25 protein-coding genes and 1 tRNA gene are annotated in these 26024 nt (G+C 58.1%); 8 read left to right on the top strand and 18 right to left on the bottom strand.

What is annotated here, in order from left to right; genetic code table 11:
• Nucleotides 1–14: 14 nt before the first annotated feature.
• From aspA to QP908_RS05990, 7 genes are all read right to left on the bottom strand, one after another.
• The gene (aspA, locus tag QP908_RS05960; protein ID WP_284771887.1) at nt 15–1574 is read right to left on the bottom strand and encodes an aspartate ammonia-lyase; all 1560 of its coding nucleotides are present in this window, start codon (nt 1572–1574) and stop codon (nt 15–17) included.
• Between the two features lie 111 nt (nt 1575–1685).
• A complete protein-coding gene (hisG, locus tag QP908_RS05965; RefSeq protein WP_023022358.1) occupies nt 1686–2531 on the bottom strand; it encodes an ATP phosphoribosyltransferase in 846 nt (281 codons plus the stop codon).
• A 42-nt stretch (nt 2532–2573) separates the two neighbouring features.
• Nucleotides 2574–2837 (bottom strand): phosphoribosyl-ATP diphosphatase, encoded by a 264-nt coding sequence (locus QP908_RS05970; RefSeq protein WP_284771888.1) that lies wholly within the window; start codon nt 2835–2837, stop codon nt 2574–2576.
• Between the two features lie 43 nt (nt 2838–2880).
• Nucleotides 2881–3603, bottom strand: coding sequence for an HAD family hydrolase (locus QP908_RS05975; RefSeq protein WP_284771889.1), 723 nt, complete (start codon nt 3601–3603; stop codon nt 2881–2883).
• A 127-nt stretch (nt 3604–3730) separates the two neighbouring features.
• Complete coding sequence (locus QP908_RS05980) at nt 3731–4114, bottom strand: hypothetical protein (protein ID WP_284771890.1); 384 nt, start codon at nt 4112–4114, stop codon at nt 3731–3733.
• Nucleotides 4115–4138: 24 nt separating this feature from the next.
• Nucleotides 4139–5377, bottom strand: a complete 1239-nt coding sequence (gene mshC / locus QP908_RS05985) for a cysteine--1-D-myo-inosityl 2-amino-2-deoxy-alpha-D-glucopyranoside ligase (protein ID WP_284771891.1) — start codon at nt 5375–5377, stop codon at nt 4139–4141.
• Between the two features lie 33 nt (nt 5378–5410).
• Nucleotides 5411–6265: an undecaprenyl-diphosphate phosphatase gene (locus tag QP908_RS05990; RefSeq protein ID WP_284771892.1), complete on the bottom strand. Its 855-nt coding sequence runs from the start codon at nt 6263–6265 to the stop codon at nt 5411–5413.
• Between the two features lie 66 nt (nt 6266–6331).
• On the opposite strand from QP908_RS05990, the gene QP908_RS05995 reads away from it, so the two are divergent.
• Together QP908_RS05995 and QP908_RS06000 are read left to right on the top strand one after the other, a co-directional pair.
• The gene (locus QP908_RS05995; RefSeq protein ID WP_284771893.1) at nt 6332–7378 is read left to right on the top strand and encodes an NHL repeat-containing protein; all 1047 of its coding nucleotides are present in this window, start codon (nt 6332–6334) and stop codon (nt 7376–7378) included.
• A gap of 3 nt (nt 7379–7381) precedes the next feature.
• Nucleotides 7382–8497: a quinone-dependent dihydroorotate dehydrogenase gene (locus QP908_RS06000; protein ID WP_284771894.1), complete on the top strand. Its 1116-nt coding sequence runs from the start codon at nt 7382–7384 to the stop codon at nt 8495–8497.
• A gap of 65 nt (nt 8498–8562) precedes the next feature.
• Here the strand turns inward: QP908_RS06000 and QP908_RS06005 are convergent, their stop codons facing one another.
• Both QP908_RS06005 and QP908_RS06010 read right to left on the bottom strand, forming a co-directional pair.
• Nucleotides 8563–8955: a hypothetical protein gene (locus QP908_RS06005; protein ID WP_284771895.1), complete on the bottom strand. Its 393-nt coding sequence runs from the start codon at nt 8953–8955 to the stop codon at nt 8563–8565.
• A complete protein-coding gene (locus QP908_RS06010; protein ID WP_023022376.1) occupies nt 8955–9494 on the bottom strand; it encodes a YbhB/YbcL family Raf kinase inhibitor-like protein in 540 nt (179 codons plus the stop codon). Before QP908_RS06010 ends, QP908_RS06005 begins: the two co-directional genes overlap by 1 nt.
• Before the next feature lie 238 nt (nt 9495–9732).
• Here QP908_RS06010 and QP908_RS06015 point away from each other — a divergent pair.
• The 3 genes from QP908_RS06015 to QP908_RS06025 all read left to right on the top strand — a co-directional run bounded on the left by QP908_RS06015 (nt 9733) and on the right by QP908_RS06025 (nt 11263).
• Nucleotides 9733–9818 (top strand) — tRNA-Leu (locus QP908_RS06015).
• A gap of 102 nt (nt 9819–9920) precedes the next feature.
• The gene (locus QP908_RS06020; RefSeq protein ID WP_284771896.1) at nt 9921–10661 is read left to right on the top strand and encodes a TVP38/TMEM64 family protein; all 741 of its coding nucleotides are present in this window, start codon (nt 9921–9923) and stop codon (nt 10659–10661) included.
• Nucleotides 10662–10690: 29 nt separating this feature from the next.
• The gene (locus tag QP908_RS06025; protein WP_005282991.1) at nt 10691–11263 is read left to right on the top strand and encodes a hypothetical protein; all 573 of its coding nucleotides are present in this window, start codon (nt 10691–10693) and stop codon (nt 11261–11263) included.
• 26 nt (nt 11264–11289) lie between these two features.
• Here the strand turns inward: QP908_RS06025 and QP908_RS06030 are convergent, their stop codons facing one another.
• On the bottom strand, nt 11290–12129 hold the full coding sequence (locus QP908_RS06030) for a DUF3097 domain-containing protein (protein WP_284771897.1): 840 nt from the start codon (nt 12127–12129) through the stop codon (nt 11290–11292).
• Nucleotides 12130–12162: 33 nt separating this feature from the next.
• Between QP908_RS06030 and QP908_RS06035 the strand changes: the two genes are divergently transcribed.
• Nucleotides 12163–12936 (top strand): Rv1486c family protein, encoded by a 774-nt coding sequence (locus QP908_RS06035; protein ID WP_284771898.1) that lies wholly within the window; start codon nt 12163–12165, stop codon nt 12934–12936.
• Between the two features lie 18 nt (nt 12937–12954).
• Here the strand turns inward: QP908_RS06035 and QP908_RS06040 are convergent, their stop codons facing one another.
• The 3 genes from QP908_RS06040 to QP908_RS06050 all read right to left on the bottom strand — a co-directional run bounded on the left by QP908_RS06040 (nt 12955) and on the right by QP908_RS06050 (nt 17604).
• A complete protein-coding gene (locus QP908_RS06040) occupies nt 12955–14028 on the bottom strand; it encodes a ferrochelatase (RefSeq protein ID WP_284771899.1) in 1074 nt (357 codons plus the stop codon).
• A 32-nt stretch (nt 14029–14060) separates the two neighbouring features.
• Nucleotides 14061–15443: an NlpC/P60 family protein gene (locus tag QP908_RS06045; RefSeq protein ID WP_284771900.1), complete on the bottom strand. Its 1383-nt coding sequence runs from the start codon at nt 15441–15443 to the stop codon at nt 14061–14063.
• A gap of 1687 nt (nt 15444–17130) precedes the next feature.
• Entirely contained in the window at nt 17131–17604 is a 474-nt protein-coding gene (locus tag QP908_RS06050) for an Rv1476 family membrane protein (protein WP_239268148.1), read from the bottom strand.
• Between the two features lie 374 nt (nt 17605–17978).
• Between QP908_RS06050 and can the strand changes: the two genes are divergently transcribed.
• Nucleotides 17979–20795, top strand: a complete 2817-nt coding sequence (gene can / locus QP908_RS06055; protein WP_239268150.1) for an aconitate hydratase — start codon at nt 17979–17981, stop codon at nt 20793–20795.
• 194 nt (nt 20796–20989) lie between these two features.
• Nucleotides 20990–21565 carry a TetR/AcrR family transcriptional regulator gene (locus QP908_RS06060; RefSeq protein ID WP_239268152.1) on the top strand — a complete coding sequence of 192 codons (576 nt, stop codon included), beginning with the start codon at nt 20990–20992 and terminating at the stop codon, nt 21563–21565.
• Nucleotides 21566–21639: 74 nt separating this feature from the next.
• Here the strand turns inward: QP908_RS06060 and QP908_RS06065 are convergent, their stop codons facing one another.
• From QP908_RS06065 to QP908_RS06085, 5 genes are all read right to left on the bottom strand, one after another.
• Nucleotides 21640–22794, bottom strand: a complete 1155-nt coding sequence (locus QP908_RS06065; protein WP_284771901.1) for an ATP-binding cassette domain-containing protein — start codon at nt 22792–22794, stop codon at nt 21640–21642.
• Nucleotides 22785–23477 carry an energy-coupling factor transporter transmembrane component T family protein gene (locus QP908_RS06070; protein ID WP_239268156.1) on the bottom strand — a complete coding sequence of 231 codons (693 nt, stop codon included), beginning with the start codon at nt 23475–23477 and terminating at the stop codon, nt 22785–22787. Before QP908_RS06070 ends, QP908_RS06065 begins: the two co-directional genes overlap by 10 nt.
• The gene (locus QP908_RS06075) at nt 23477–24223 is read right to left on the bottom strand and encodes an ECF transporter S component (RefSeq protein WP_126319066.1); all 747 of its coding nucleotides are present in this window, start codon (nt 24221–24223) and stop codon (nt 23477–23479) included. The genes QP908_RS06070 and QP908_RS06075 overlap by 1 nt, the downstream gene beginning before the upstream one ends.
• A gap of 122 nt (nt 24224–24345) precedes the next feature.
• Nucleotides 24346–25323, bottom strand: a complete 978-nt coding sequence (locus tag QP908_RS06080; RefSeq protein WP_239268158.1) for a nucleoside hydrolase — start codon at nt 25321–25323, stop codon at nt 24346–24348.
• A gap of 18 nt (nt 25324–25341) precedes the next feature.
• Nucleotides 25342–26010, bottom strand: a complete 669-nt coding sequence (locus QP908_RS06085; protein WP_239268160.1) for an NAD(P)H-binding protein — start codon at nt 26008–26010, stop codon at nt 25342–25344.
• Between the last annotated feature and the right edge of the window lie 14 nt (nt 26011–26024).

Here is a 26024-nt window from a genome sequence, read left to right on the forward strand (position 1 = left end):
CTCGCGAACTTTACTTAGTTTTCATCCAAGAAAAGCTGACCGCGAAATTCTGGGTGCATCAGGTTTTCTACCGACAGCACCTTGTTCAGCGTTGCCTCATCAAGTAGGCCCTTCTCCAGCACGAGTTCCTTGACGCCCTTGCCGGTCTTGAGGGATTCCTTTGCAATCTCGTCACCGTTGTGGTGGCCAATAAATGGGTTCAGGTAGGTAACGATACCGATGGAGTTCTCCACGTACTGGCGGCACACATCAGCGTTGGCGGTAATGCCGGTGACGCACTTCTCACGCAGCGCATCAACCGCGTTGCCCATGATGCGGATGGACTGGAACAGTGCCTCACCGATGACCGGCTCCATCACGTTGAGCTGCAGCTGGCCTGCCTCTGAGGCCATGGTCACAACGTGGTCGTTGCCGAAGATCTTGAAGCAGGTCTGGTTGACAACTTCAGGGATAACCGGGTTGACCTTACCCGGCATGATGGAGGAACCTGCCTGGCGGGCCGGCAGGTTGATCTCGCCAAGACCAGCGCGCGGGCCAGAGGAAAGCAGGCGCAGGTCGTTACAGATTTTGGAGAGCTTCATGGCAGCGCGTTTGATGGCAGAGTGCAAGAAGACATAGGCACCGCAGTCAGAGGTGGCCTCGATAAGGTCGCTTGCAGTCTTCATCTCCAGGCCGGTGACTTCAGACAGGGCGGCGGTTACCTGGTGACGGTAGCCAGCTGGAGTGTTAACTCCGGTGCCGATGGCGGTTGCGCCGAGGTTGATCTGCAGCAAGCGGCTCTGTGCATCGCGCAGAACGGCCTGCTCCTCGTTGAGGTTATTAGCAAAGCCCTTGAATTCATCGCCCAAGGTCATGGGAACGGCATCCTGCAACTGGGTACGGCCCATCTTCAGGATGTCTTGGAACTCATTGCCCTTGTCCTGGAATGCAGAACGCAAGCTGTCAATGCGCACGACCAAGTCATCGATGGCAGCGTACAGACCCAGACGGAAACCAGTTGGGTAGGCATCGTTAGTAGACTGGGACATGTTGACATCGTCATTGGGGTTGATGATGTCGTAGGAGCCCTTCTCCTCTCCCAAGTGCTCAAGGGCCAAGTTGGCAACGACCTCATTGGTGTTCATGTTCAACGAGGTGCCGGCACCGCCTTGGAATACATCGAGCGGGAATTGGTCCATGCAACGGCCCTCGTCCAAGATCTGGTCACAAGCCCAGATGATGGCCTCCGCCTTCTTCTTTGGCAGCACGTGCAGGCGACGGTTAGCCATCGCGGCAGCCTTCTTGACCTGCACCATGCCGCGGATGAAGTGCGGAATGGTGTTGATGGTCACGTAAGAAATCTGGAAGTTATCCATCGCGCGGACAGTGTGGACACCAAAGTAGGCGTCAGCAGGAATTTCCAAGTCACCGATCAGGTCGGTTTCCGTACGAGTGTTTTTGCTCGACGTCTTCGGTTTCTTCTGCTCCGCTACTTTTTTCTGTGCAGAATGAGTGGTCTTATCCTCCTGCTTTTCCTGCGCGTCCTTTGCGGCAGACTTAGTGTCTTTTTCTTCTTTCTTAGACGACTTTGCCATGATGGCGCGGCTCCTTTGCCTGTCGAGAATGATGTCCGAGTGAATAATCTCCAGCGCCAATGGTAGCCACGTTTCGCCCCAGTTGGGACGACCAAGAATTTAATAATCCCCCTAAAAGCGGGCAATGCGCAGATCGGAAGCCAAAATAGCCTCTGCACCGAGTTGGGAAAGTCGATCCATAATCTGGTTGGCTTCTTTTTGCGGAACCATCGCGCGCACCGCCACCCAGTCTTGTCGCGCCAATGGTGAAACCGTCGGCCCAGTCAGGCCCGGAGTAACACCAGCTGCTTTATCGAGATTTTCTTCCGCGATGTTGTAGTCGATCATGAGGTAAGTGCGGGCGTGCAAAATACCTTGGATGCGACCCAAGACAACCTGCTCTTCCGGAGTTACTTCTGCATCGTGGCGCTTGATGACTACGGCTTCCGAGCTGACGATGGGCTCACCAAAGGGCGCCAAACCCTGCTGCCGCAGCGTAGTACCAGTTGACACGACATCAGCAATGACATCGGCCACGCCTAGGTGAATGGAAATTTCTACCGCCCCGTCGAGGCGGATCACATCGGCGGAAATCCCCTTCTCCGCCAAGTCCTGGCGGACCAAATTCGGGTACGACGTTGCCACGCGCTTGCCCTCTAGATGAGAGATATCCCACCCCTCTCCTTGGGGGGCGGCGTAGCGAAATGTTGAGTCACCGAAGCCGAGCGAGAGGACTTCTTTGAATTGGGCATTGGAATCGAGCGCCAAATCGCGTCCCGTAATCCCTAGATCAAGCACACCGCGTGCGACATAGATCGCGATGTCTTTCGGGCGGAGGAAGAAAAACTCCACCCCATTGTCAAGATCCACCACGTTTAGGGTTTTGGAGTGGCCGCGTCCCTTGTATCCGGCCTCACCAAGGATTTCTAAAGCCGCTTCTGATAAGGAACCTTTATTTGGTACTGCAATTTTGATCATGCTGTTCTCCAGGAAGTTTGCTCCACCACAGGTGGCAACAAGTTATAGGTATTTATAAATATCTTCAGGCCGCAGGCCGCGCTTGATCATCATGACCTGCGTCCAATAGATAAGCTGCGACATTTCTTCCGCCAGTTCCTCGTCGGACTGGTATTCGGCGGCGATCCATACTTCGCCCGCCTCTTCGATGATCTTTTTGCCAATATGGTGGGCGCCTTCTTCCAAGGCCTTAACGGTCCCAGAGCCCTCTGGCTTCTGGTCTGCTTTGTTCACTAGCTCAGCAAAAAGTGTCTCAAAATCCTTCACAGCTACCTATTGTTCCACAGGTAAGCAGCCAATGCGAAGGGTTTTATTTCATTTCCTGGATAGCCCGGAACCACTCGTAAACATCGCTATCGCGCGCGCCCGCGAGGTGGCGAGAATCGCGCAGACGGGAGATCTCTACTACCCCATCCGGTACTTCCACGGTTTCATCCTCGGGCAAACCAATAACGGTGCACCCGGCGGCAACGGCAGCGCGCATTCCGGCCGGAGAGTCTTCGAATACGAGGCACTGAGCCGGATCAAGCTGAAGGCGCTGGGCCGCCTCCAAATACATGTCTGGGGCGGGCTTACCGGTGGGAACTTCATCGCCGCAGATAGTATCTACAAAATATTCGCTGCCTATTACGGCGATGGCCGCGTCCGCGACATCGCGGTCCGTATTCGTCGTCACCATCATCGGCATGCCGTCTTGGTGCAGCGAGGTTAAAAGCTCTGGGATGCCGGGAAAGATCTCTAGGCGGCCAGCAAAAAGAGTCTTCATATAATCAAACATCTTCTGCCGGTAAGCTTCGACATCGCCTTCGCCCAAAACAACGCCAGCGTTGTCGGCGCAAATGCGCAGCGTCGTCGTAAAAGTAGCCCCCACCGTCTCCAGGCGCTGGCCGGGGGTCAGGCGTTTTCCCAGCACTTCCGAAAGGTAATACGTCGCCTCACCCCACAAGGGCTCCGAGTTGGTTAAGGTGCCGTCCATATCCCAGAAAATTGCCGCGGGACGGGATAAAAGCTGGGAATTACTCACTGTGGTCATATACACTCCACCGGCTTTTCCGGCATAGAACTAAGGCTCAGCGAGGGAAATATTCGCGCTGCGCGGTGATCAATCAACTGTCACCTTAGGAATTTACCCACAGTGGGATGGAGCCGTAAAGGGAGGCTTAGAAGTCCAACTCCGGGATCTGTGAGAGCGCCTCATCATCGGCACCGGTTGCCGCAGAAGCGTTGTACATCAACTCTGCGATTTCTTCTTTTTCCTCCGGCTCCACCACGGCATCGTGCTGCTTGCGATTAAAGGTGGCAAGTTTCTGCACGGTCTTATTCAACACCGCAGCGAGCTGGCTACCATCAGGATCGTCCGGCAGCCCGTCCAACCCATCCAACATCTGCTCGAGGTGGCGTTTAAGTTCTGGAAGCACCGCCGCGTCAAACGGCGCCTCCCAGAACTCTTTTTCCTCGTCCTTGAGGTAATCGCCAGTGGCGAAGGACTTAAGATCAGCAATGAACTCATCAACGGTGGGTTGGAAATCTGCGCGAATGCTCATGCTGTCGATATTGCCCTAAGTTGGCTAGGCCTGCACGCCGAGCAGCGAATTAAGTGCGGTACGCACCAACTCCGCAGCGCCTTCTTCATCCTCGCCCCGGTCGCTGGCTGCCCAATCGTCGATGGCGCGCAGCGCGGTGGGAGTATCGAGGTCATCGGCAAGCGCTTGGCGAAGCCCCGCTACCGCACCTTCCGCAGCCGACAGGGACCCAGGGGTTTCCAGGGCGGAGCGCCACGTGGCCAGGCGGGTCTTGGCCTGGTCGAGCACCTCATCGGACCAGTCCCGCTCGGCGCGGTAATGGCCGGAAAATACGCCGAGGCGAATGGCGGAGGGATCCTCGCCCTGCTCCACGAGCTTGTGCACGAAGACCAGGTTGCCCAAGGACTTGGACATTTTCACGCCGTCGAGGCCGATCATTCCGGTGTGGACATAAAACTGCGCCATTCGGTCGACACCCAATGCGACCTCTGCATGCGCTGCGGAGAATTCATGGTGTGGGAACTTCAGATCGCTGCCGCCGCCCTGGATATCAAAGGTGCTACCCAAGTAATTGGTGGCGATGGCAGAGCACTCGATGTGCCAGCCGGGGCGGCCGGGACCGAAGGGAGAATCCCACGCCGGCTCACCTTCGCGGTGGGCGCGCCAAATCAAGGCATCCATGGGGTGCTTTTTGCCAGGGCGGTCGGGGTCACCGCCGCGCTCAGCAAAAAATTCCCGCATCTGTTCCATCGAGTAGTTGGATTCATAACCAAATTCTTCGGTGGCATCGATGGAGGCATACACATCGGGATACTCAGGGTCATCGACCACATAGGCAGCGCCATTATCCAGCAGCTTTTGCACCATGTCCACGATCTCATCGACCGCTTCCATGGCGCCAATGAAGTGCTGCGGCGGGATGACCGATAAAAGCTCCATATCGGAGCGGAAAAGGTCGATCTGGGAGGTGCCGAGTTCGCGCCAATCAACGCCGTCGCGCTCCGCGCGCTCAAAGAGCGGGTCATCGACGTCGGTGATATTTTGCGCGTAATTGACCTTCTTGCCTGCATCCAAGAACTGCCGGTAAATCAGGTCGAAGGTGAGGTAGGTGGCTGCATGGCCCAAGTGGGTCGAATCATACGGGGTAATACCGCACACGTACATGGTGGCGGTATCCCCATTCACCTGCACGGGGGCCTTGGTTTGGTTCGCGGAATCGTAGAGATAGAGCTGTGCCGCATCGCCTGGGACGGGGCTAAAAGAAGGTGTTGGCCAAGAATGCATGGCACCTATCCTAACGCGAACTTATGGGGTGCTTTAAATGGGCTGTAGGACCCCCAAGGCCAGCAGAATCATCACGAGGATGCCCACTGGGATGCGGTAGGCCGCGAACCATGCAAAGGAGTGGTTGCCCACGAAGTTCAACAACCACGCAATCGAGGCGTAGCCCAAGGCGAAGGCAATTCCGGTGCCGACGAGCAGCTGCATGCCGGACGCGGCTTGGCCGGCCTCGGGTGCGAAGGCATCGGGAAGCGAAAAAAGCCCCGACGCCAGCACCGCCGGAATGGCCAAGAGGAAGCTAAAGCGCGTGGCCACCTCGCGGTCGAGGCCCAAGAAAAGACCACCGGAAATGGTGCCGCCCGAACGCGAAACACCAGGGATCAGCGCCAAGCACTGGCACAGGCCCATGATGATGGCATCCTTCATCGTGAGCCCGTCATAACCGCGCTTTTTGGAGCCCACGCGCTCGGCGGCGATGAAGACGAAGGAGAAGAGGATTAGCATCGCGGCGGTGATCCACAGGTTGCGCAGCGCCCCGCGAATGGCATCTTCAAAAACCAACCCGATAACGCCGATGGGAATGGATCCGGCGATGACCATCCAGCCCATGCGCCAGTCCTGTCCACGCGAGGCGGGGTTGGTCCACCCGCGGAGCCATCCGGAGAGGATTTGCCAAATCATCGGGGCGAAATAGACCAACACGGCAAGCTCGGTGCCGAGCTGGATGACGGCCGTAAAGGAAGCACCGGCATCGTTGCCCCAAAAGAGCTCGGAAACAATGCGCAGGTGCCCCGAGGAGCTTACTGGGAGAAACTCCGTAAGCCCCTGCACAATGGATAAAACGATTACTTGTGCCCAAGAAACTGCTTCGGTCGCGGTATCAGAAATCACCCGCCATACACTACCGCCGCGCACGGCTTCGGGAAATCGCAACGCGCGCTGTTAGGATAAGTATCCGTGAAATCACGATCCCGCTCCACACTCGTACTATCCAGCTTGCTAGCACTCTCCACTGCTGCGTTGGCCGCCTGCGATTCCACCGTGGGCGTAGGCGGTGATCCCGAAACCGCAGTGAAGGGCAACGCCACCCCGGCCGCTTCTCCCAGTGACACCGATCCTGCCGGCACGGTCATCGATTTCGATGAAGACATTACGGATCTGGCTGCGGTAAAAGATACGATTGCCGTTCGCACCGCAGACCAGGTGCACATTGGCAGCCAGGATGACTTTGGGGCCAACAAGGCTAAGAGCATCGATATCGATTCCACCTGCGGCGATTTAAGCTCTTCTGAATCTGGATTCGTCTTGGCTTGCCAAGACAAGGTCTTGCTCATAGATCCTTCTGCGCCGGAATCACCGGAAGAAATCAACATGGATGAGGACTTCCAGGTCACCGCCGCTACCCAGATTTCGACCGGCGAGGTCTTTGTCACCGCAGACGATTCCGCTGTGGTGGGCCGATACAAGGATGGCACGCGGGACGGCGAAATCTCCGTAGAGGCCGGATCGGACCAGATGCTCGCCGTTCCCAATGCGGATGGCGATGACGGGATTGTGCGCATTCAGCGTTCGGATTCCACGATCCAGAATATCGATTGGCCCAATGACCGCGCCGGCGGCCGGTTGCGCGCTGGCCAGGGTGTCGGCCAAATCGCGGTGGGTAATAACGGCGTCGTGCTCGCCTCCGATACCGAGGGCGGCCGGATCGCAGTCTATACTTCCGATGACGTCGTCCGCCTGCACCAATACGGCGTGGTGGACGGCACTCCCTGGGCGGTAACCTGGGATGACTCGCGCGAGCTCGCATGGGTCACCACCACCGATAACAATACCGCGCACGCCTATTCCATTGACAAGGGCGTTCCCGAATCCCGCGGCGACTTTGCCACGCTTGCCGATGCCCAAAATATTTCCGCTCTTTCCAATGGCACCATCGTGGTTGCCTCCGCATCCGGCCAGGGGCTGCAGTTCGTGGCGGATCCGCACCTGAAAAAGGAGTCTTAATCCATGGTTTCGACCTTTGATTCGCTGCGCAAAAGCGCCTATCAGCTGGCGTTGCGCGGGATGTTTCGCTTAAGCCCCGAGCGCATCCACGGCATCATCAACTCTGGCCTGCACATCCTGCACGCGGCAGGGCCCGCCAATCGCGCGCTTGGCCGCATCCTGCCTGTCAATGATCCAGTCTTGAAACAAGAAGTTTGCGGGATCACCTTCCCGCGCCCGCTTGGCCTCGCGGCCGGTTTTGATAAGAACGCCGCGGCTGCCGATGCCTGGTCGCCGCTTGGTTTCGGCTACGCCGAACTGGGCACCGTCACGGCACAGGCGCAGCCGGGCAACCCGACTCCCCGCCTTTTCCGCCTCAAAAAAGATGCCGCCATCTTAAACCGGATGGGCTTTAATAATGAGGGCGCTGCCGCCGTGGCAGAAAACCTGCGCAAGCGCCGGTCCAACGACGTCATCGGTATTAATATCGGCAAAACCAAGATCACCCCGGCAGAACGCGCCGTGGATGATTACCGCCGCTCCGCTTCCGTTTTAGGCGGTCTGGCGGACTACCTGGTGGTCAATGTCTCCTCCCCCAATACTCCCGGGCTGCGGGACCTGCAGGCGGTCGAATCGCTTCGCCCCATCCTGCGCGCCGTGCAAGAATCCACCGATGTTCCCGTCATGGTCAAGATCGCACCGGATCTTTCGGATGCCGATGTCGATGCCGTCGCCGATCTCGCCGTGGAACTGGGCCTTGCCGGCATCGTCGCCACCAATACCACCATCTCCCGCGAGGGACTGAATACTCCCCGCGCGGAGGTAGAAGCCCTTGGCGCCGGTGGAATTTCCGGTCCACCCGTAGCCGAGCGCTCCTTAGAGGTGCTCCGCCGCCTTAACGAGCGCGTGGGCTCGCAGCTCGTCCTGATTTCCGTCGGCGGGATTACCACCCCGGAGCAAGCGTGGGAGCGGATTGCCGCAGGTGCCAACCTTCTCCAGGGCTATACCGGGCTCATCTACGGTGGTCCGGACTGGATTCGGGATATTCACAGGGGCATCGCCAAGCAAATTCGCGCCCATGGCCTGAACAATATTTCTGAGGCTGTAGGCTCCAATCTGCCGTGGAAGGCAATAAACTAGCAGCCCACCAGATAGCACAAATGCCACGTGTAGAAACACGTGGCATTGCTTGTTTTAGGGACCGCTTAAGAGGTCGCCATGACGCTGCGCCGCAAAATCAAGGCGCAGATGGCGGACATACCGGCATAAAAGAGCAGCCAATACTGCTGTTGAATCAGGAGATCATGCTGCGGCAGAAAGCGGCTAGCAATGATCAAGGTCACCGCCACCGCCAGGGCGATGATCTGCGCGCGGCTGCCGGCGTGCTCCTTGCTCATTGTGCTGAAGGCACCCACCATCACCGCAGCGATGATGATCGCGAGGTTGCTGTAGGTCCACACAAAGGGTGCGCCCCATCCATCGCTAAAGACGGAAATGAGGGCGAATAGGACCAGCACAAAAGCAACGACCAAAAAGGCGCCGCCCACCCGCAGCGCAGCGGGTGGGGTCACTGGATTCTTAGGAGCGGAACTCGCCATTACTTGGCCTCGTACCAACCCCAAAGGATTGCCCGGCCCAATGCGTGGAAGTGCAGGTTGAAGCCGAGGACGGTCGGGGAAGAATCTGGATCAATGTCGAGGGTTTCTACGTCTACGGCGTGGACCGCGTACAGGTAGCGGTGCGGCGCGTGGCCGGCCGGCGGGTTGGCACCAAAGTGGGTGCGGTTGCCGGAATCATTGCGCAGGCTGATAACACCGTCGATGCCAAGGTCCTCTGCCGCACCGGCATTGGTGGGCAGCTCGGAGACATCGGTGGGGATATTAAAAGCGGCCCAGTGCCAGAAACCGGAGGCGGTTGGTGCGTCCGGGTCAAAGCAGGTGACCGCCAAAGACTTGGTTCCCTCCGGCAGGCCGGACCATGCCAGCTGCGGGGACACGCTTTCCGGCGCGCGGTGCTTTTCTGGGATCTCATCGCCTTCTACCAAGTCGGTAGAAGACAGCCCGAAGCTGGGGAGATCGCGCAGCGGGGCGTAGGGGTCAGGTCCGGGGAATCGAGTGTCATCTGCATAAGAAGTCATGTACCCCTTTGTACCGCAGATCACACGCGCTTGTCGATGTCCCTCCCACTAACCCTCCACTAGGCGGCTGGTTTCGTACCGCGTTCCTGCTTTCGCGCTACGGCCACCCAAGTTACAAGGATGTATTTTCACCGCCTTGAGATCGTCCGTTTTATGAGGATTTACCTGGCGATTTGTATTCCAATAGCGGAACACGATAAAGTTTCGGGGTGCCCAACCGAGAGGTTGTAAACACCCAGCCCGGGTGGCGGAATGGCAGACGCGCTAGCTTGAGGTGCTAGTGTCCTATTAACGGACGTGGGGGTTCAAGTCCCCCTCCGGGCACATCGTGAAGTCTCGAGACATCGTTCCTATGGTGTCTCGAGATTTTTCTATGAGTACAGCTCTTTTCTATCAGCCCGGCCCAGCCGACTACGATACAAACGCATGACCACTTTCCGGGATTGGATACGCAGCTTTGGTAGCTTCTGCGTTCAACTCATCCACTCTGCTTGGGGCTCAATCCGCGCGTGGTCACCGCGACGCTGGAGCCTCATCATCGCGCTCGCGCTTGCTGGAGTTGCGCTTTTTATCTGGCTCGATATTCCCAATCTCTCCCAGATGCGGGCCGCCGCTGCCCGCCTTGGCGCGTGGTTTCCGGTTGCCTTCACGCTAGGTTATGTCATATTTACGCAATTTCCCCTACCCCGGACCATCTGGACGATTGCAGCTGGCATCCTTTTCGGCCCTTGGCGGGGTCTTGCTATCTCGCTATTCGCGCTCACCATCTCGGCCGTATTATCGCTGCTGATTGTGCGCAGACTGCTCGGAGACTGGATTAGGCCGCACCTTGCTCATCCCGCGGTTTATACCATCAATGCCCACCTCGAGCGGCGCGGTTGGCTGGCCATCGCTTCCCTGCGCATGGTCGCGGGAGTGCCCTTCAGCCTTCTCAACTATGTCGCCGCCCTTACCCCCATCAGCGTTTCTCACTTTACGGTAGCTACGTTGGTCGGCTCGATTCCTACCACGGTCATTGGCGTCTTTTTCGGCGATGCCCTTACTGGCACGGCCAGCCCTGGGATTATCGCTGCCTTTATCGTCTTTGCCCTCGCCGGCATAGGCGGGCTTGTACTCGATTCGCGCCTGCCGACTCCCGTCCAGTCAAGGTCAAGCGGTAGACTGTAACGAACTGCTCGCGATGAAGGAGGATCCTCGTGCTCGCTGTCCATGCCCGCTACCGTGGACGTTCCGTGCGCCGCGCTGAGCTCGTGCAGCGCTCGGCCGCCGCGCTATCCACCCTCGAGGGCGTCGGCGAGTTTCACGTCCTTGGCGTGGAGGATATTTGCGCCGTTGTCGATTCCGCCACCGCGGTGTGTGAGGTCGTCATGGCATTGCTTGCCGATGGCGACTGGGCCATCGGCATCGGCATCAGCCCCGGCAACCAGGCAGACGAGGACAGCGCGCGCCACGTGGCCACCGCGGCGCTGAAAAATTCCGCGCGCATGGGGCAGGTCTACACCAAGCTCAATAAGCGCGGCCGTTCCGCGGAGGCAAGCGATATCGCCGCCGCCTTCGCGCTCATTGGATACGTGCTGAATAAGCGCACTATCGAGGGCCGCGAGGCGACCTCGCTCGTACGGGCGGGGCTCAATCAAAATGAGGCCGCGGAAGAATTGGGCATTTCCAAACAGGCGATGTCCCAAAGGCTGCAGGCTGCGGGCTGGAGCGCCGAGATGGCCGGGTGGCAACTGGCGGTCAACCTCATTGAACGGGCCAATCTAGCCTAGGGCCAGAAAGCTCGGCCCGCGGCGGCTTAGACAAGGTCTGATTTGCGCAGCTCCGGCGTGGTCACAAAATCCACCAGCCGCTCGACCGCCCCGATAAGGCTCGAGTCCAAATCCCAGAAAGAATGGACCGCGTTATAAACGTGGCGCCACCCATCGGAGGGATCGGACCACCCCACGCGGCGGCAGATTCCGGTCTTCCAGTCTTCACCGCGCGGTACCTCCGGCCATGCTTGCAGGCCTACCCGTTGCGGTTTTACTGCCGCCCAAATATCCACAAAGGGATGGCCGGTGACTAGAACGTGCTCTCCCACTGACTCAGTCATTCGCGTTTCTTTCGACCCCTTGACTAGGTGGTCCGCGAGCACGCCGACCCGGCGACCGGGGCCAGGCTGAAACTCGGCCAGCCTTTCTTCGAGGTTGTCCAAGCCTTCTAGGTATTCCACGACCACGCCTTCTACACGCAAGTCATGACCCCACACCTTTTCCACAATGGCGGCATCGTGGACGCCCTCGACCCAAATGCGCGATGGCGCTGCTACCTTGGCCTCCACGTTTTCTACCCGCCTAGAGCCCGAATTCGATTTGCGGGGTGCTTGCTTGGGCACATACCGAGTGAGCGTCACCGGCTGGCCTTCTACTAAGAATCCGCCCTTAATGAGGTTAAATACTCGCTCGATACCGTGGCGGTCCTCTAGCCGCACGACCTCGCCAAAGACGGTCTTGTCCACGCCTAAAACGGCGCCCACGAAATCATCACCACGCACTTCTACCACCATGCCCGGCTCTGCCGGCACTTCTGGATACTGGGTGGGCTTGCTGCGCCGGTGCCCAGCAAAAATATCTCCGCCATAAGGATCTAAACTCATGGCCCGATAGTCTATCTACTACACTTGCTCGCCATGGATATGCGCGCCGAAGTGTGGTCCCCTCTCCAAAACTCCGCCATCTGGCTCGCTGCGTGGTTGTGGGGACATGAGACAACAGATGAGCTGCTCGATGCATTGACGGAACTGGGCGGGCGCCCCGAATGCTTCGATGAATCCCCCTTCATCGATTTGCTCGCCCTGCTGCGCGCCGAAACGCAAGAGCTCACCTCTCAGCCAGGCGCGGGCGGGGAGCCTCTCCTCCGGCTCATTTTATCCGGGCCGGGTGAAGCGCCGGCGCTTCCTGCGGGCTCAGAGTCTGCCCGTGCGGCCGCGCAAAGTTCAGCGGGCTCCATTGTGGTGCGCACCAATAATCCGGAAGTCTCGCTCGTTCTCATCCCCCATCCCCGTCGAGCCCACACGGCATGGCAGGTGATCTGCGAGGATCAGCCGCTGCCCTCGCCTGCCTGGCTAAGCCCCGGCGAGGCGGACGCATTGTTGACTAAGGCAACGGATGAATCCGCCGATCTCATTACGGCCACCGGCTACCAGTCCACCGCCCTTTCTAATCCCCGGCTCACGGTGGGCACCTTGAGCGATTTCTATGACACGCCCGGCCTGCCACCGGCCACCCCGCCACGGGCTGCAAAGCTCTTTGCGCGCGCGGACCGCGTTGCCGCGATCATCGAAACCGTCACGGATAGGATCAACGATCACAGCCTCGATCCGGAGCTTCTCCGGCTGTGGCGCCATATCCGGCAGGCGCGGATGACGGGAGTGGCTTATTCGGCAGCGGAATTCGCCCGCTAGAGCAGGCTCGCCGGCCCCTTAGTGAGCGCGGATATCGCAGCAGCCCGCAGCGCAAGGCGCGCCGTTGGTGGTACACCCCTGAACGGTGACATTCCCGCTGGTCTCCCACGGTTTCCCCTGTTCGAGTTCTTCCACCAGATCCACGACCATGCCCGCAAACCGCTGGGAGGGGCCAGCGGTACGGGCGCGTTCGACCTGTACGCCCATCTCATCGGCAGCGGCTTGCAGCTCAGAATCCAAGTCCCAGATGACCTCCATGTGATCGGAGATAAAACCGATGGGGCACACCACCACGGCGTCTACGCCGTCGTGGTCATGGATTGCGGTGGTGTGGTCCACGATGTCTGGTTCCAGCCACGGCGTCTTCGGGTTGCCGGAGCGCGATTGCCAGACCAGGTCATAATCCGAGATTCCGGCGCGCTCGGCAACCAATCGGGAGGCTTCGGCTACTTGCCGGGAGTAGAGGTTCTTGTCCCCATCGGCGCCACCGACATTATCGTGTGCATTCGGCACGGAGTGGGCTGTAAACAGCATACGCGCGCTGTCCATTTTCTCTGCGGGGATACGCCGCCAGGCCTCGGCGACGGCATCGACCATCTCCGCGATGAACTTGGGGTGATCATAAAATTGTCGAATCTTGGTGAACTCGATTTCTGGTAGACCCTTATCTGCAAGGTGTTGCCGCATCGCAGCAATGTCTTCATCGTATTGCCTGCACGCCGAGTAGCCGCCCCAAGCGGAGGTGGCGAAGACGGCCACCGAGCGGATCCCCTCTTCCGCCATTTTCTCTGCGGTAGCCGTACCAAAGGGGTGCCAGTTTCGATTGCCAAAATAAACCGGTAGATTATGTCCGCGTTTTTTCAGCTCGCTTTCGACGTTATGGATAATTTCCCGATTCAACCCGTTGATCGGGCTTACCCCATCAAAGTGGTAATAGTGCTTGCCCACTACTTCTAAGCGCTCGCGCGGAATTCCGCGGCCCCGCGTAACGTTCTCTAAAAACGGAACGACCTCCTCGTTTCCTTCCGGGCCACCGAAAGAAAGAACGAGGAGGGCGTCGAATTTTTGGGCAGGATGCTGTGCGTCAATCATGCCCTAAATAGTAGCAACCACAAGGCTAAGAATTAGAGAAGGCGCACAACATCCGGGGTCGCACCAGCCCAGCGCACAGGGGAGACCTGTACGTTCTGCCCAGACTGCGGGGCCTCAATCATTTGGTCATTGCCCAAGTAGATCGCAACGTGCTGGCTGCCGCCGGCGCCGTAGAAGATGAGATCGCCGCGCTGCAAATTGTCGCGCGAAACCTTATTGCCCATCTGGTACTGCGCGCCGGTGTAGTGCGGAAGGTCCAGGCCCGCTGCGGCGAACGCGTACTTAGTCAATCCAGAGCAATCAAACCCGCTCCGGCCGTAGTCGCCAAAGCTATCGGCGATGCCGCCGTCCCGGAGGCCACCAGTTGGGCCATTGTTGTCGCCACCGCCCCACACGTATGGGGTGCCGATGACGGATTCTGCGCGAGCGATCACTGCCTCAATCTGGCTGCTATTGCCCGAAGCAGGGTTGGATGGCGTTCCGGACCCTTGACCGGTGGCGGAAGGATCAGTGCTTGCCGATGGCGCCGTATTCGGGCTGCCAATCCCCAACAAGTCTGCAGATCCCTCCATCAGTGCTCGCACATCGTCTTGGTCGACGGATGCGGCGAGCTCCCCGGCGACGTCCATAACGTCCGATGCCGAGGATCCGGTGCCATAGTCCACCGTGTTAAAGGACGGGGTTGCCCCCTGGTTAAGCGCAGTGCCGAACTCCGCCTTCGGGGTCGCCGGATCCGCCTGCTCGTCCGAACCGACGTCGTTATTAGTCGCCTCAGGTAGCGGAGTCTCGTCGGAAACGATTTCGTCGGTAAAGTTTTGAGCCTTGTCTTTATTCAAGTCTTTCGACTTGACGGGAGCATCGGCAAACACATCCCCATCTACCTTAAAATCAAGGTTATTATCTTGATTTTGCACCTTTGAAAGGTCGCCTTGTTGGGATACCTCCACCGCCTGCTGCTGGTGAGCAAAAGACGCCTCGGCGAAGTTACGGGTGGCATTCATTTGAGCTTCCCGCTGGGCCAAGTTACGGCGGTGCTCTACCATTGCCGATTCGGCTGCGCGCTTATCGGCATAAGCTTGGTCAAGCTCTGCCGCATCGTCCGCAAGCTCAGGATCGTCCGAAAGCTGGGCGATGCGCTCCGTCGCGGCCGCCGCTTGCTCCTCCGCCTGGGCGAGGAGCCGCCGCAGCTGTTCTACGTCCCGCTGCTGAGCATCAACGTTTGATACAGCGCGGGCAATGGAGTCATCTGCACCGGCGCTTGGAATTTTTTCAACCGCGCCGGCTTGGGCGGGATCGGGGTGCTCATCTGCTCCCGCGGGAGCGATGGACATCAGGGGCGATAGCGCTGCGGCACCTGCGACTGCAGCTATAGTTGCGCGAACATGTCGGATGCGCGGTAGACGAATGGTGGCCACTGGAATTCTCCTTGTTTGGACCACCTTCCTGTTAAAGATTGGGACACCATGAACCGCACTTGGGCATAGGAATGCCCGAGACACTGAAGCTTGCGCATTTTCGCACAGCAGCAAGCTCAGAGTCTTCGTTGCGATATTCCGAATCCGATAGCCGCACACCCAAAGGCTTATGGGTATGCGTTATCGCCCTGCCAGCCCTTAGCTCCAGGAGGTAAGCGGCACATGAGCCCGAAAAGTAGAGACTTCACCTAGGGATTGCGCACGTCTATTAAAGCTCTATGCACTGATGCTTGAGCTCAGTAGCCTCACGACTCAATGCCCAACAATCGCTACTATTTCCCCATACCAGCGACATGTATGGTGCACTTTCTCCACGTGTCCTACGCGGTTTACTGTGAGCGTGAGCGCTTTAGCACTGCAGGGAGCATCTACTACTCACCCATTGCAGTTCCAATCTAGGATTGGCGCATCTTCATAGAGCTCCAGTTGTGGCGTGCGGTGAATTTGGGTTGCTGGAAGAGTCCAAGCCCCTTCGCACGCTGCGCTTGGCACAGTGAGAACTGCCCTATGATCCTTGGCGCAACTCGCCGCGGCGCAGTGGATGTACAGCTTTATTCGCGTACTCTTCCGTGCGAGGGCAAGCGGCCACAAACCATGAACAGGCCACACGATGCTGGCCCTAGTGTGATTCCGGTTCCCTCATTCTCTCATTCTGCACGTACCCGACTGCGCTCCTCGCGAACCTCGTGCCTGGATTCCGCTTCTCCGGGAATCCAATATCGAAGGGCTCGACAAAGAACAACACCCGCATACCCACACAACGGAGCTCTAGCGAACTCGTCTCACCACTTTTAAGGAAGGTGGGTTGATGTTTATTTTTCGAACATTGTCATCGCTCAAGTGAAAGATTTTCTACTCTCCCGTTCGAGAGTTCGCTCCGTGGTTCATTGACTTCCAAGAACCGCCAATTCCTCGATTCCCGCGAGGCGTGCTTCCCCACATACCCGTGCGAATCTTCAATTGACCGTCAAGGCTAAGCCCATGAACTCAAGAAGATATTCATGTCCCTTGAGTCGACACTCGAACCATACGTCACGACACGCCCTTTTCGCACACATTCCACTTAATTACGTGGAGTCAAGTTAAACCACATGACGCAACAGTCGTACCTAACCTGCAATAATTTTGTTACCATCCCGTTATTGTGATGTTCATCACTTTGGTTTTCGTATTTCGAGGGTCTTGCGCCCCGAGCTGTAACCAATTCGGAGCCATTTCGCAGCTCTAGAACCACTCCCCCAACTCAAGTCAACCACTAAACCTTTACTTTGACCCCTCCCCCGCTCCCCTGACCTTTTAGGCAACCACAGTTTTCTTCATCCGCAGCGACCCGGAGTCACCCGAGGGGTGCCCGTAAGGAGGCCGATGAATCACGCCAATTCCTGAACATCATTTTCTATAAATCTCAGAGCGGGCACCGCGAGTCCCTTCGGTGTGGTACGCCACGACGCTCATGCGGCCGCAAAATTTAGCTCGATTCGGCGGATGGTTCTGGGGCGCGCCGAGCGCTGAAAAAATGGAATTTTTCTTCTACTTTTTCGAACAAACATAGCTAGAAGTTGGATACGTTTGGACGCCTTGATACGTCCACTCTCCCCGGACCCGCGCCCTCCTGAATGGCAGCTACTTATCCCCGAAGTTCGCGGTGAAGGGAGGCGCGCCAATAACTTAAACCGCCGAAAAGTAGGGCGAGTATGGCGACGACTGCGACGACGGCGACCATTGGAAAGCTACTTTGCTCAAGCCCTGCATAGTACTGCTGCACAAGATCGACTTGGTTAAGTCCCGGTTTTAATTGCGCCTGGGAAGATTCAATATCCGCACGGCTATAGTTCTCGCTAACCGAGGAGACATGGCGCGGGGTCTGCACGATGACAGTGTGCAGATCGGTAGCATCATAGAGCTCTTGTGCAATGTCGCGCGCGTCGGCGGCCTTGGAGACAAAGACATCGACCACGGCAACCCCGTCACCCTCACGCAGTTGCTCTGCGACGTGTGCGTTCAGCTGAGTATCCGATTCCAGGGAGGGTGCGGAATAAGCCACGCCATCCTGCTTGAGCTGCTGAGCCAGCCGCGGGACGTCCACATCACCCGGAACCATTCAATCCTCTTCCCTCTATTTCCCTATCACGGAGACTCGTGCACCCGAGATCGGGGGTTATGCACTGCGCATATTCCTCAGTCGTTCTTCATTAAAGATAATGGTTACCGCCGCCGCCTACACAGTAAACGCGCCGAGTGCGACTAAAAGCTTTAAACAGAACGCTTGTCCCGTTACAATTGACGCAACGGAAGGTTTTTGCCTCTACAATAAATAGGTGAACCATCGCGTTCTTTGCCGTCTTTGGCACTGCGGGCCCCATGGCTTCGTCTCGACCACTATGTGGTCGCGCACCTTTTGCTTATCCCGCAACTCCAGTAGGCGGCGAGTACAAAACAGAACAGACTGTTTATCAACAAGGAATGGAGCTCCCTGTGACTGAAAGCTTGAACTCCTTCGACGCCAAGAAGACCCTTGATGTCAACGGTAAGTCTTACGACTACTTTGACATCAACACGGTTCCTGGCATGGAGAAGTTGCCGTACTCCCTCAAGGTGCTGGCAGAAAACCTGCTGCGCAATGAGGACGGCAAGAATGTAAACGAGGACCACATCAAGGCCCTCGCCAATTGGGACCCAAAGTCCGAACCGGATACTGAAATCCAGTTCACCCCAGCCCGCGTCCTCATGCAGGACTTCACCGGTGTTCCCTGTGTCGTCGACCTCGCAACCATGCGTGAGGCCGTTTCCGCTCTTGGCGGTACGCCAGACCAGGTTAACCCGCTAAACCCGGCCGAGATGGTTATTGACCACTCCGTCATCGTTGAGGCCTTTGGCTCCACCGACGCTCTTGAGAAGAACGTTGAAATCGAGTACCAGCGCAACGAAGAGCGCTACCAGTTCCTGCGTTGGGGTGCTGAGAACTTCTCCAACTTCCGCGTTGTTCCTCCGGGAACCGGTATTGTCCACCAGGTCAACATTGAGTACCTGTCCCGCGTTGTCTTTGACAACGAGGGCTTGGCATACCCGGATACCTGTATCGGTACCGACTCCCACACCACCATGGAAAACGGCCTGGGCATCCTGGGCTGGGGTGTTGGCGGCATCGAGGCAGAGGCTGCCATGCTTGGCCAGCCGGTATCGATGCTCATCCCGAAGGTCGTCGGCTTCAAGCTCACCGGCGAAATCCCGACCGGCGTTACCGCAACCGACGTCGTCTTGACCATTACGGAGATGCTGCGTGAGCACGGCGTTGTCCAGAAGTTTGTAGAGTTCTACGGCAACGGCGTCAAGTCCGTCCCGCTGGCTAACCGCGCCACCATCGGCAACATGTCGCCAGAGTTCGGTTCCACCGCGGCCATCTTCCCCATCGACGAAGAGACCACCAAGTACCTCGAGCTCACCGGTCGCCCGCAAGAGCAGATCGACCGCGTCGAGCAGTACGCCAAGGCCCAGGGCATGTGGCTAGCAGAGGACACTCCGGAGCCGGAGTACTCCGAGTACATCGAACTCGACCTGTCCACCGTTGAGCCGTCCATCGCCGGCCCGAAGCGCCCGCAGGACCGCATCCTTCTTTCGGAGGCCAAGGAGCAGTTCCGTAAGGACCTGTCCAACTACACCACCGACGAAGTATGCGTCGACGACTCCTCCGTTGAGGCTAAGCGCATGTCCGGTGAGGGCGGCGCGCCTGGCGACGATGATGTCACCGGTGGCTTGAACAAGTCTCGCGAGGGCCACGGCGAATCCGCCGCGGTTGGCGCTAAGGGACGTCACTCCAACCCGATCACCGTTGAACCTGACAACGGCGGCGAGTACACCCTTGACCACGGCATGGTGGCCATTGCCTCCATCACCTCGTGCACCAACACCTCTAACCCATCCGTGATGGTGGGTGCTGGTCTGATTGCACGTAAGGCCGCCGAAAAGGGCCTGCGCTCCAAGCCATGGGTCAAGACCATTTGTGCGCCTGGTTCCCAGGTTGTCGATGGCTACTTCCAGCGTGCAGACCTCTGGAAGGACCTCGAGGCTATGGGCTTCTACCTGTCCGGCTTCGGCTGCACCACCTGCATTGGTAACTCCGGCCCGCTGCCAGAGGAAGTTTCTGCAGCCATCAACGAGAACGACTTGGCAGCTACCGCAGTTCTGTCCGGTAACCGCAACTTCGAGGGTCGTATCTCCCCGGACGTCAAGATGAACTACTTGGCATCCCCAATCATGGTTATCGCCTACGCTATTGCCGGCACCATGGACTTCGACTTCGACAACCAGCCGCTGGGTCAGGACGAAGACGGCAACGATGTCTTCCTGAAGGACATCTGGCCTACCCCGCAGGAGATCGAGGACACCATCCAGTCCGCCATCTCCCGCGAGATGTACGAGGCCGACTACGCCGACGTCTTCAAGGGCGACGATGCATGGCGCAACCTGGATGTTCCAGAGGGCGAGACCTTCGAGTGGGATGAGGACTCCACCTACATCCGCAAGGCTCCGTACTTCGAGGGCATGCCGACCGAACCAGACCTGGTTGAGGACATCAAGGGCGCTCGCGTTCTTGCGAAGCTGGGCGATTCCGTCACCACCGACCACATCTCCCCTGCTTCTGCCATCAAGCCGGGCACCCCGGCCGCGCAGTACCTGGATGAGAACGGCGTGTCCCGCTCTGATTACAACTCCTTGGGTTCCCGCCGCGGTAACCACGAGGTCATGATGCGCGGTACCTTCGCCAACATTCGCCTGGCTAACCAGCTGGTGGATGAGACCGGTGGTTACACCCGCGACTTCACCCAAGAGGGCGCACCGCAGGCATACATCTACGATGCATGCGAGAACTACAAGGAAGCCGGCATTCCACTGGTCGTTATCGCTGGTAAGGAATACGGCACCGGTTCTTCCCGTGACTGGGCTGCAAAGGGCACCAACCTCCTGGGTGTTAAGGCAGTCATCACCGAGTCCTTCGAGCGCATCCACCGCTCGAACCTCATCGGTATGGGCGTTATCCCGCTGCAGTTCCCTGAGGGCGAGTCCCACGAGTCCCTGGGCCTGGATGGCACGGAGACCTTCGACATCGAAGGCATCACCGGATTCAACGACGGCTCCATCCCGAAGACCGTTCACGTCACCGCTACCAAGCAGGACTCCGACGACGCTGTCGAGTTCGACGCTAACGTACGTATCGACACCCCGGGTGAGGCAGAGTACTTCCGCCACGGCGGTATCCTGCAGTACGTGCTGCGCCAGATGGTGAAGAACTAAGCCACTTAATGCGACGGAAAAGTACTAAGCTTTTTGGGCTTAGTGCTCGTCGCTGAGCTTGATGACGCGGGGTCGCACCGCTCTCTCCCGTAGAGGGCTCTGCGGCCCCGCGTTTTTTCATTGTCGTTCTATGTTCGTTTCAGAACATACTTAACTTGAAGCATTAATCATTCCTAAAAGGAGACGACCTCACCATGCCAATCGTGAGTGAATCTGAGTTAAATCGGCGCAGGCACGAAATTCTCGTCGGGGCTCGCCGGTGCTTTGCCGAACATGGCTATGAGGGCGCGACTGTCCGCCTCTTAGAACAAGCCACCGGGAAATCACGCGGCGCCATATTCCACCACTTTGGGGACAAGGAGTCCTTATTCCTCTCTTTAGCCCGCGAAGATGCCGCACGCCAGGCAGAAGTGGTGGCCAATAACGGCCTCGTCGAGGTTATGCGGGAGATGTTGCGTCACCCAGAACGCCACGATTGGCTTGCCACGCGTCTGGAGATCACTTCCCTCTTGCGCACGGACCCATCGTTTGCTGCTCGGTGGAAAGAACACCAGTCCATTCGTGACGAGGCTATCCGCGCCCGCCTCGCTTCCAACGCGGAACAAGGCCGCCTGCGAGACGATGTCGATATAGATACCCTGGTGAGCTATTTGGAAACCTTCATGGATGGGTTTATTAATAGGCTCGCCTTAGGGGATACGGATGGCCTGGAGCGTGTCCTCGATCTGGTGGAGCAATCCATTCGGAGTTCTAGGTCTCCACAGCGCTAACCACGCACCAGCCTTCGTCTCTCTTATCTTTAGCCGGAGCCGGAGGCGAAGGCGCCAGCTGAACGCAGACTCGGTTAGTTGGTACCTTCTGCCAAGCCGCCGGTATTGGAAAGTTCTACTTCCTGGACGCTGACATACTGCGCGATCTCTGCAACGAACCCTGGATCATGGCACGTAAGGACGATTGCCGTTCCTGAGTCCAGCGCCTTATGAATCAGTTGATGCATCAGCGCTCGATCCGTTAGTGACAGCAAGCTATCCGGCTCATCCATGAGTAGGATTGCGTGGCCCATCCCCACCACATGTGCCGTTTGAGCCAGCCTGAGCCGGGAAGCGGACAGATCCAATGGGTGCTCATCGGCATCAAGTTCCAGCAGCTGCCGTAACGCGGTATCGGGAACAAAATCCCCCAAAGTGGAATATATTACCTGGTCATAAGGAGATTGGAGGACCAATCCCCGGGGCTCAGCTGGGCGCTGTGCCCCGTCGAGGCCGGCTGCGGCGCGCAGGAGCGACGTTTTTCCAGTACCGTTTGCCCCGCGCAACCAGGTCACGCCCCCGCCGCGAATGGGGATGGTTACCGGTCCGACGCTAAAGGTATTGCCGGAAGGCTTCGCCGATTGCCACCACCGCTTCTTTTCTTGTCCGCGGCGCGCAGTAAGCGGACCGAGAGATCCCCGGGACCCATAAGAAGAAATCGCGTCTAAGCTTACTGGGGCAGGTTGTGGGATCTCTCCTACGACCTCCCCGCCCAATTCGGGCCAGTGCATGGATGACACGGCAAGAACGCAGGTATTTCGCAGCGAATGCAATAGCTGCACCATCATCGCCAACGATGTGGGGTCAAGCCCCGCGCTCGGCTCGCACATAATGAGCACCTCGGGCTCGCGGATCGCAACGCACGCAGCAGCGAGCCTCCGCGTCTGACCGCCAGAAAGCTGGGTGGGGTTTTTCTCCGCGTAATCGCTTAGGCCCACCGCCGCGAGCATTTCCTCTCCGCGTATCTGCATGCGGGCTGGGTCCTCACCCTGGTTTTCTAATCCTAGGACCACTTCTTCGATGCAGGTATCGCGCAGGTAGCTGATCTGCGCGGAGGAGTCAGTACCAATGATGGCGGATGATGAGAATTTTTCGCCCAGCTCTTGCGCCACGTTTTCGGCGATGGCATCCGAAGGAACAAGTACTTGGACGATGCGTCCCTTACTCGGCTGAATATCGTCTATATCCATACAAAGACCATGACTCCTATGGTTCCAATGGGAACGATGTAGCGTAGGACGCGGGACACTGCTGAATCCGGTACCGGCCGCAAAAGGGTCCTAGTTCCCTCTTCATCAAAGCCCACGGCGGCAAGGGCGTGGCCGCGCTCGGTGCCTTGGATCAGGAGGCGCGAAATTACTGGGATGACCACCCGGGAAATGGTATTCCGCCACGTCACCTTGATTCCTGCCAGCTGATTGGCATCGCGGACGGTCCGCCAGGCTTGCGCACCTTGCGGTAAAGACTGCAGTGAAGCACCAACGATATAGGCAATTTTGTGCCCAGCGCGCGAGACTTGTAGCCATTTCGCAATATCGGATATCCGCAGCACGGACATCGCCACGATGAAGCACACCATGAGCGCGAAAAAGCGCAGGGCTAGTGTGGCGGCGATGAGCAGGCCATCGCTTGTAATAAGCGGAATCAGCTGGTTATCGCCATAGGGGGCGTGGATCACCAACATCGATAAGGCCACCGGAACACAGAGCGCTGCAGAGGCCAAGACGATCGCAAGGGATCTCGTGGCCCACACGCCATAGGCAAGCATTGCGCCAGCTACCACTGCAGAGACTAGTGGGCTATTGAGAGCGAGGATAAGTAGCCAACCGCACGCAGCAATGGTGAGGACCGTCGACGGGTGAAGGCGATACATTAGCGAGGCTGCAAGGATTCCCGGGTGCGCTTAGGCAAGGATTTCACGGCAGCCCACACGATGAGGAAGACGACTGCCTTATCCAGTGGGTCGGAGATAAGTGATTGCATCGTGACGGACGCAATCAAGGAGTTGCCGAGTTCGCGGAAGAGGGACGTGAGCGCGCCGGTACCGACACCAGCCGTACCGCCGTAGACGAACGCGGCCACGGGTGCGGCGAGCATGCCGCAGATGATGCCGATGATGGCACCGCTGACGATGACCTTCCAGATCTTGCTAAAAGCGCCCTTTTGGATGGCCCAGCCGGAAAGGAAGCCGGTAGCCGCGGAAACGGCGGCGAATGGGAGTGCCATCGGGTTGAGCAATCCCCAGACCACTGAAGACAGTGTACCGGTAGCAAGCCCGGCAATGGGGCCTGCCAGTGCCGCCACCAGGATGGTTCCCACGGAGTCGATATACAGTGGAATACCGCTCGAACCGATGATTTGGCCCACCACGATGTTGAGAACCAACGCGATGGGAATAATGGCGATGGTACGAGCCGGCAGGGACGGCACGGTGCCGGCGAGCAACAAGGCCGCACCGATGAGGTAGCCGGCCAGGGTGATCAAGGCTTCGGCGGAGCCCGCTACGGACTCCCAATCAGTTGGGCGGAAAAGCACCAAGTAGATCCACGTGGCGACGACGAGCGCGGCGCCCGCGATGACCATCCCCCGGCGGGCAGGGGTAAGAGAAAGCTGAGGCATAGAGGTATTCCTAATCCATCAATGTGAAAAAGAGATTGGGGCACACTGCTCTTGTAGTCCCAGCCTATGTCACCTCAGCGTAGGAAAATGTGGCGTATGCGCTGCGGATTAGGGTAAAAGATTTATTCGCCTAGAGCAACACGCGCGCCCAAGATGCGCAGCGCCCTGTCGAACTCGCGGTGAGCAGCTGGAATATCCGCGCTGGTCACCAGAGAGGCATTAGTTGGCCGGCCCCAATGGTTGCGGAGGTCCGCGACGCTGGTACCGCGCATCAGCGCAGAATCCGCTTCCACGTCTATGGTCGTATCCACAGCCTCAAACGGCACCTTCTTAAGCGCAATGATGCAGGTCAGAAGGTCATGGATCTGGGCTTGGTAGCCTTCTTCTTGCACTTGATGGAACTCGAAGTAAAACCGCAGGATCTCCGGCAATTTTTCCGTCATCGGGTGTGTACCAAGAAGCCCCTGAATTTCTGCCAAGCGCTCTGGGGTGATAAGAAATTGCTCGGTGACCTCGAGCGAGCACAGCGTACTGTGCAATTCTGCTGAGGCTGAAAAATGACGTGCTGCCGCGTGGGGATCTACCCAGAAATTCCACTCCGCGGTCGGGGTCGTATTGCCGCGGTAATTAACGGCACCGCCCATGATGGTAATCGAGCCGCACTGCGCAACGGCATCGCCATGCTCCCGCTCGAAGTCTGCCAAATTAGTTACCGGCCCGGTGACGATGAGGTGTAGCCCCGGGTTGCGGGCAATGGCGCTCGACCACAACTCCTGCCACTGAATATCGGCGAAATCGTGATCGGGCGCGGAAAGATAACCCAAGCCGGACTCACCGTGGGTTTCAGGTGTCGTGGTCAGCTCTACTTCGAGCGGAGCCGGCCGCCCTGAGGCGACGGGAACCTCCGGCAATCCACAAAGGTCCAAAATCCACCGTGCATTGGCGGCTGTCTGTTGGACCGCGACGTTTCCAGCAGTCGTGCTCACGCCCACTAATTCGATCTCGCCCGCGTGATGCAGCCCCGCTAAGTACATTAGGGCGAGACAGTCATCAATCCCTGGATCGCAGTCGAGCAAGACGGCTGGGCGCGAAACACTCATTGATAGTCTGGCTGACTATTAATTAATGGAGCTTACTGGCTTGTCGCCGTCAACGAATACGACTGGAGAGCCCGGAAGCTCCTCGCGGCCCAGTACCTCTACGATGACGTCTGCCACCAGGTCACGAGACGAGGTCTGACCTTCTTGCAGCATCTTGTCCTCAACAAATTCCAGCCCCTGCGCAGGCTCCTCCGTCAGGCCAGCGGGCTTCAGGATGATGTGCGGGATAGAGCTATCGGCTAAGCGGTTGTCCACTTCCTTCTTGGATTCCACGTAGGCGTACCACTTTTCATCGGCTGGATCGGTCGTCGCAACCTGGGAGCCGACATAAGAAATCATGACGAACTGAGGAACGTCTTTGCCCAGCTTTTCTAGGGCCTCGATGGCGGCCAAAGCACCGTCGCGGTCGACGGCCCACGTCAGTTCCGCGCCGCCACGGCCGCCGTTTCCGGCACCCCATACAACTGCGTCATAATCTGCGAATAGTTCGGCCCATTGGTCAACGGACTGCTCGGTAATATCTGCAATAACCGGCGTAGCGTTGGCCTGCTCGATATCGGCCTTTTGCTCTGGGTTACGGATAAGCGAGTGAACCTCGTGGCCAGCTTCCGCTAATTTTGGAGCCGCCAGCAGGCCAACCTTGCCGTGTCCACCGATGTACAAAACCTTTTTCTTAGTATCAGCCATAGCGCCCAATGGTA

It is taken from the genome of Corynebacterium sp. MSK204, from assembly GCF_030229885.1.
Taxonomy (GTDB): domain Bacteria; phylum Actinomycetota; class Actinomycetes; order Mycobacteriales; family Mycobacteriaceae; genus Corynebacterium.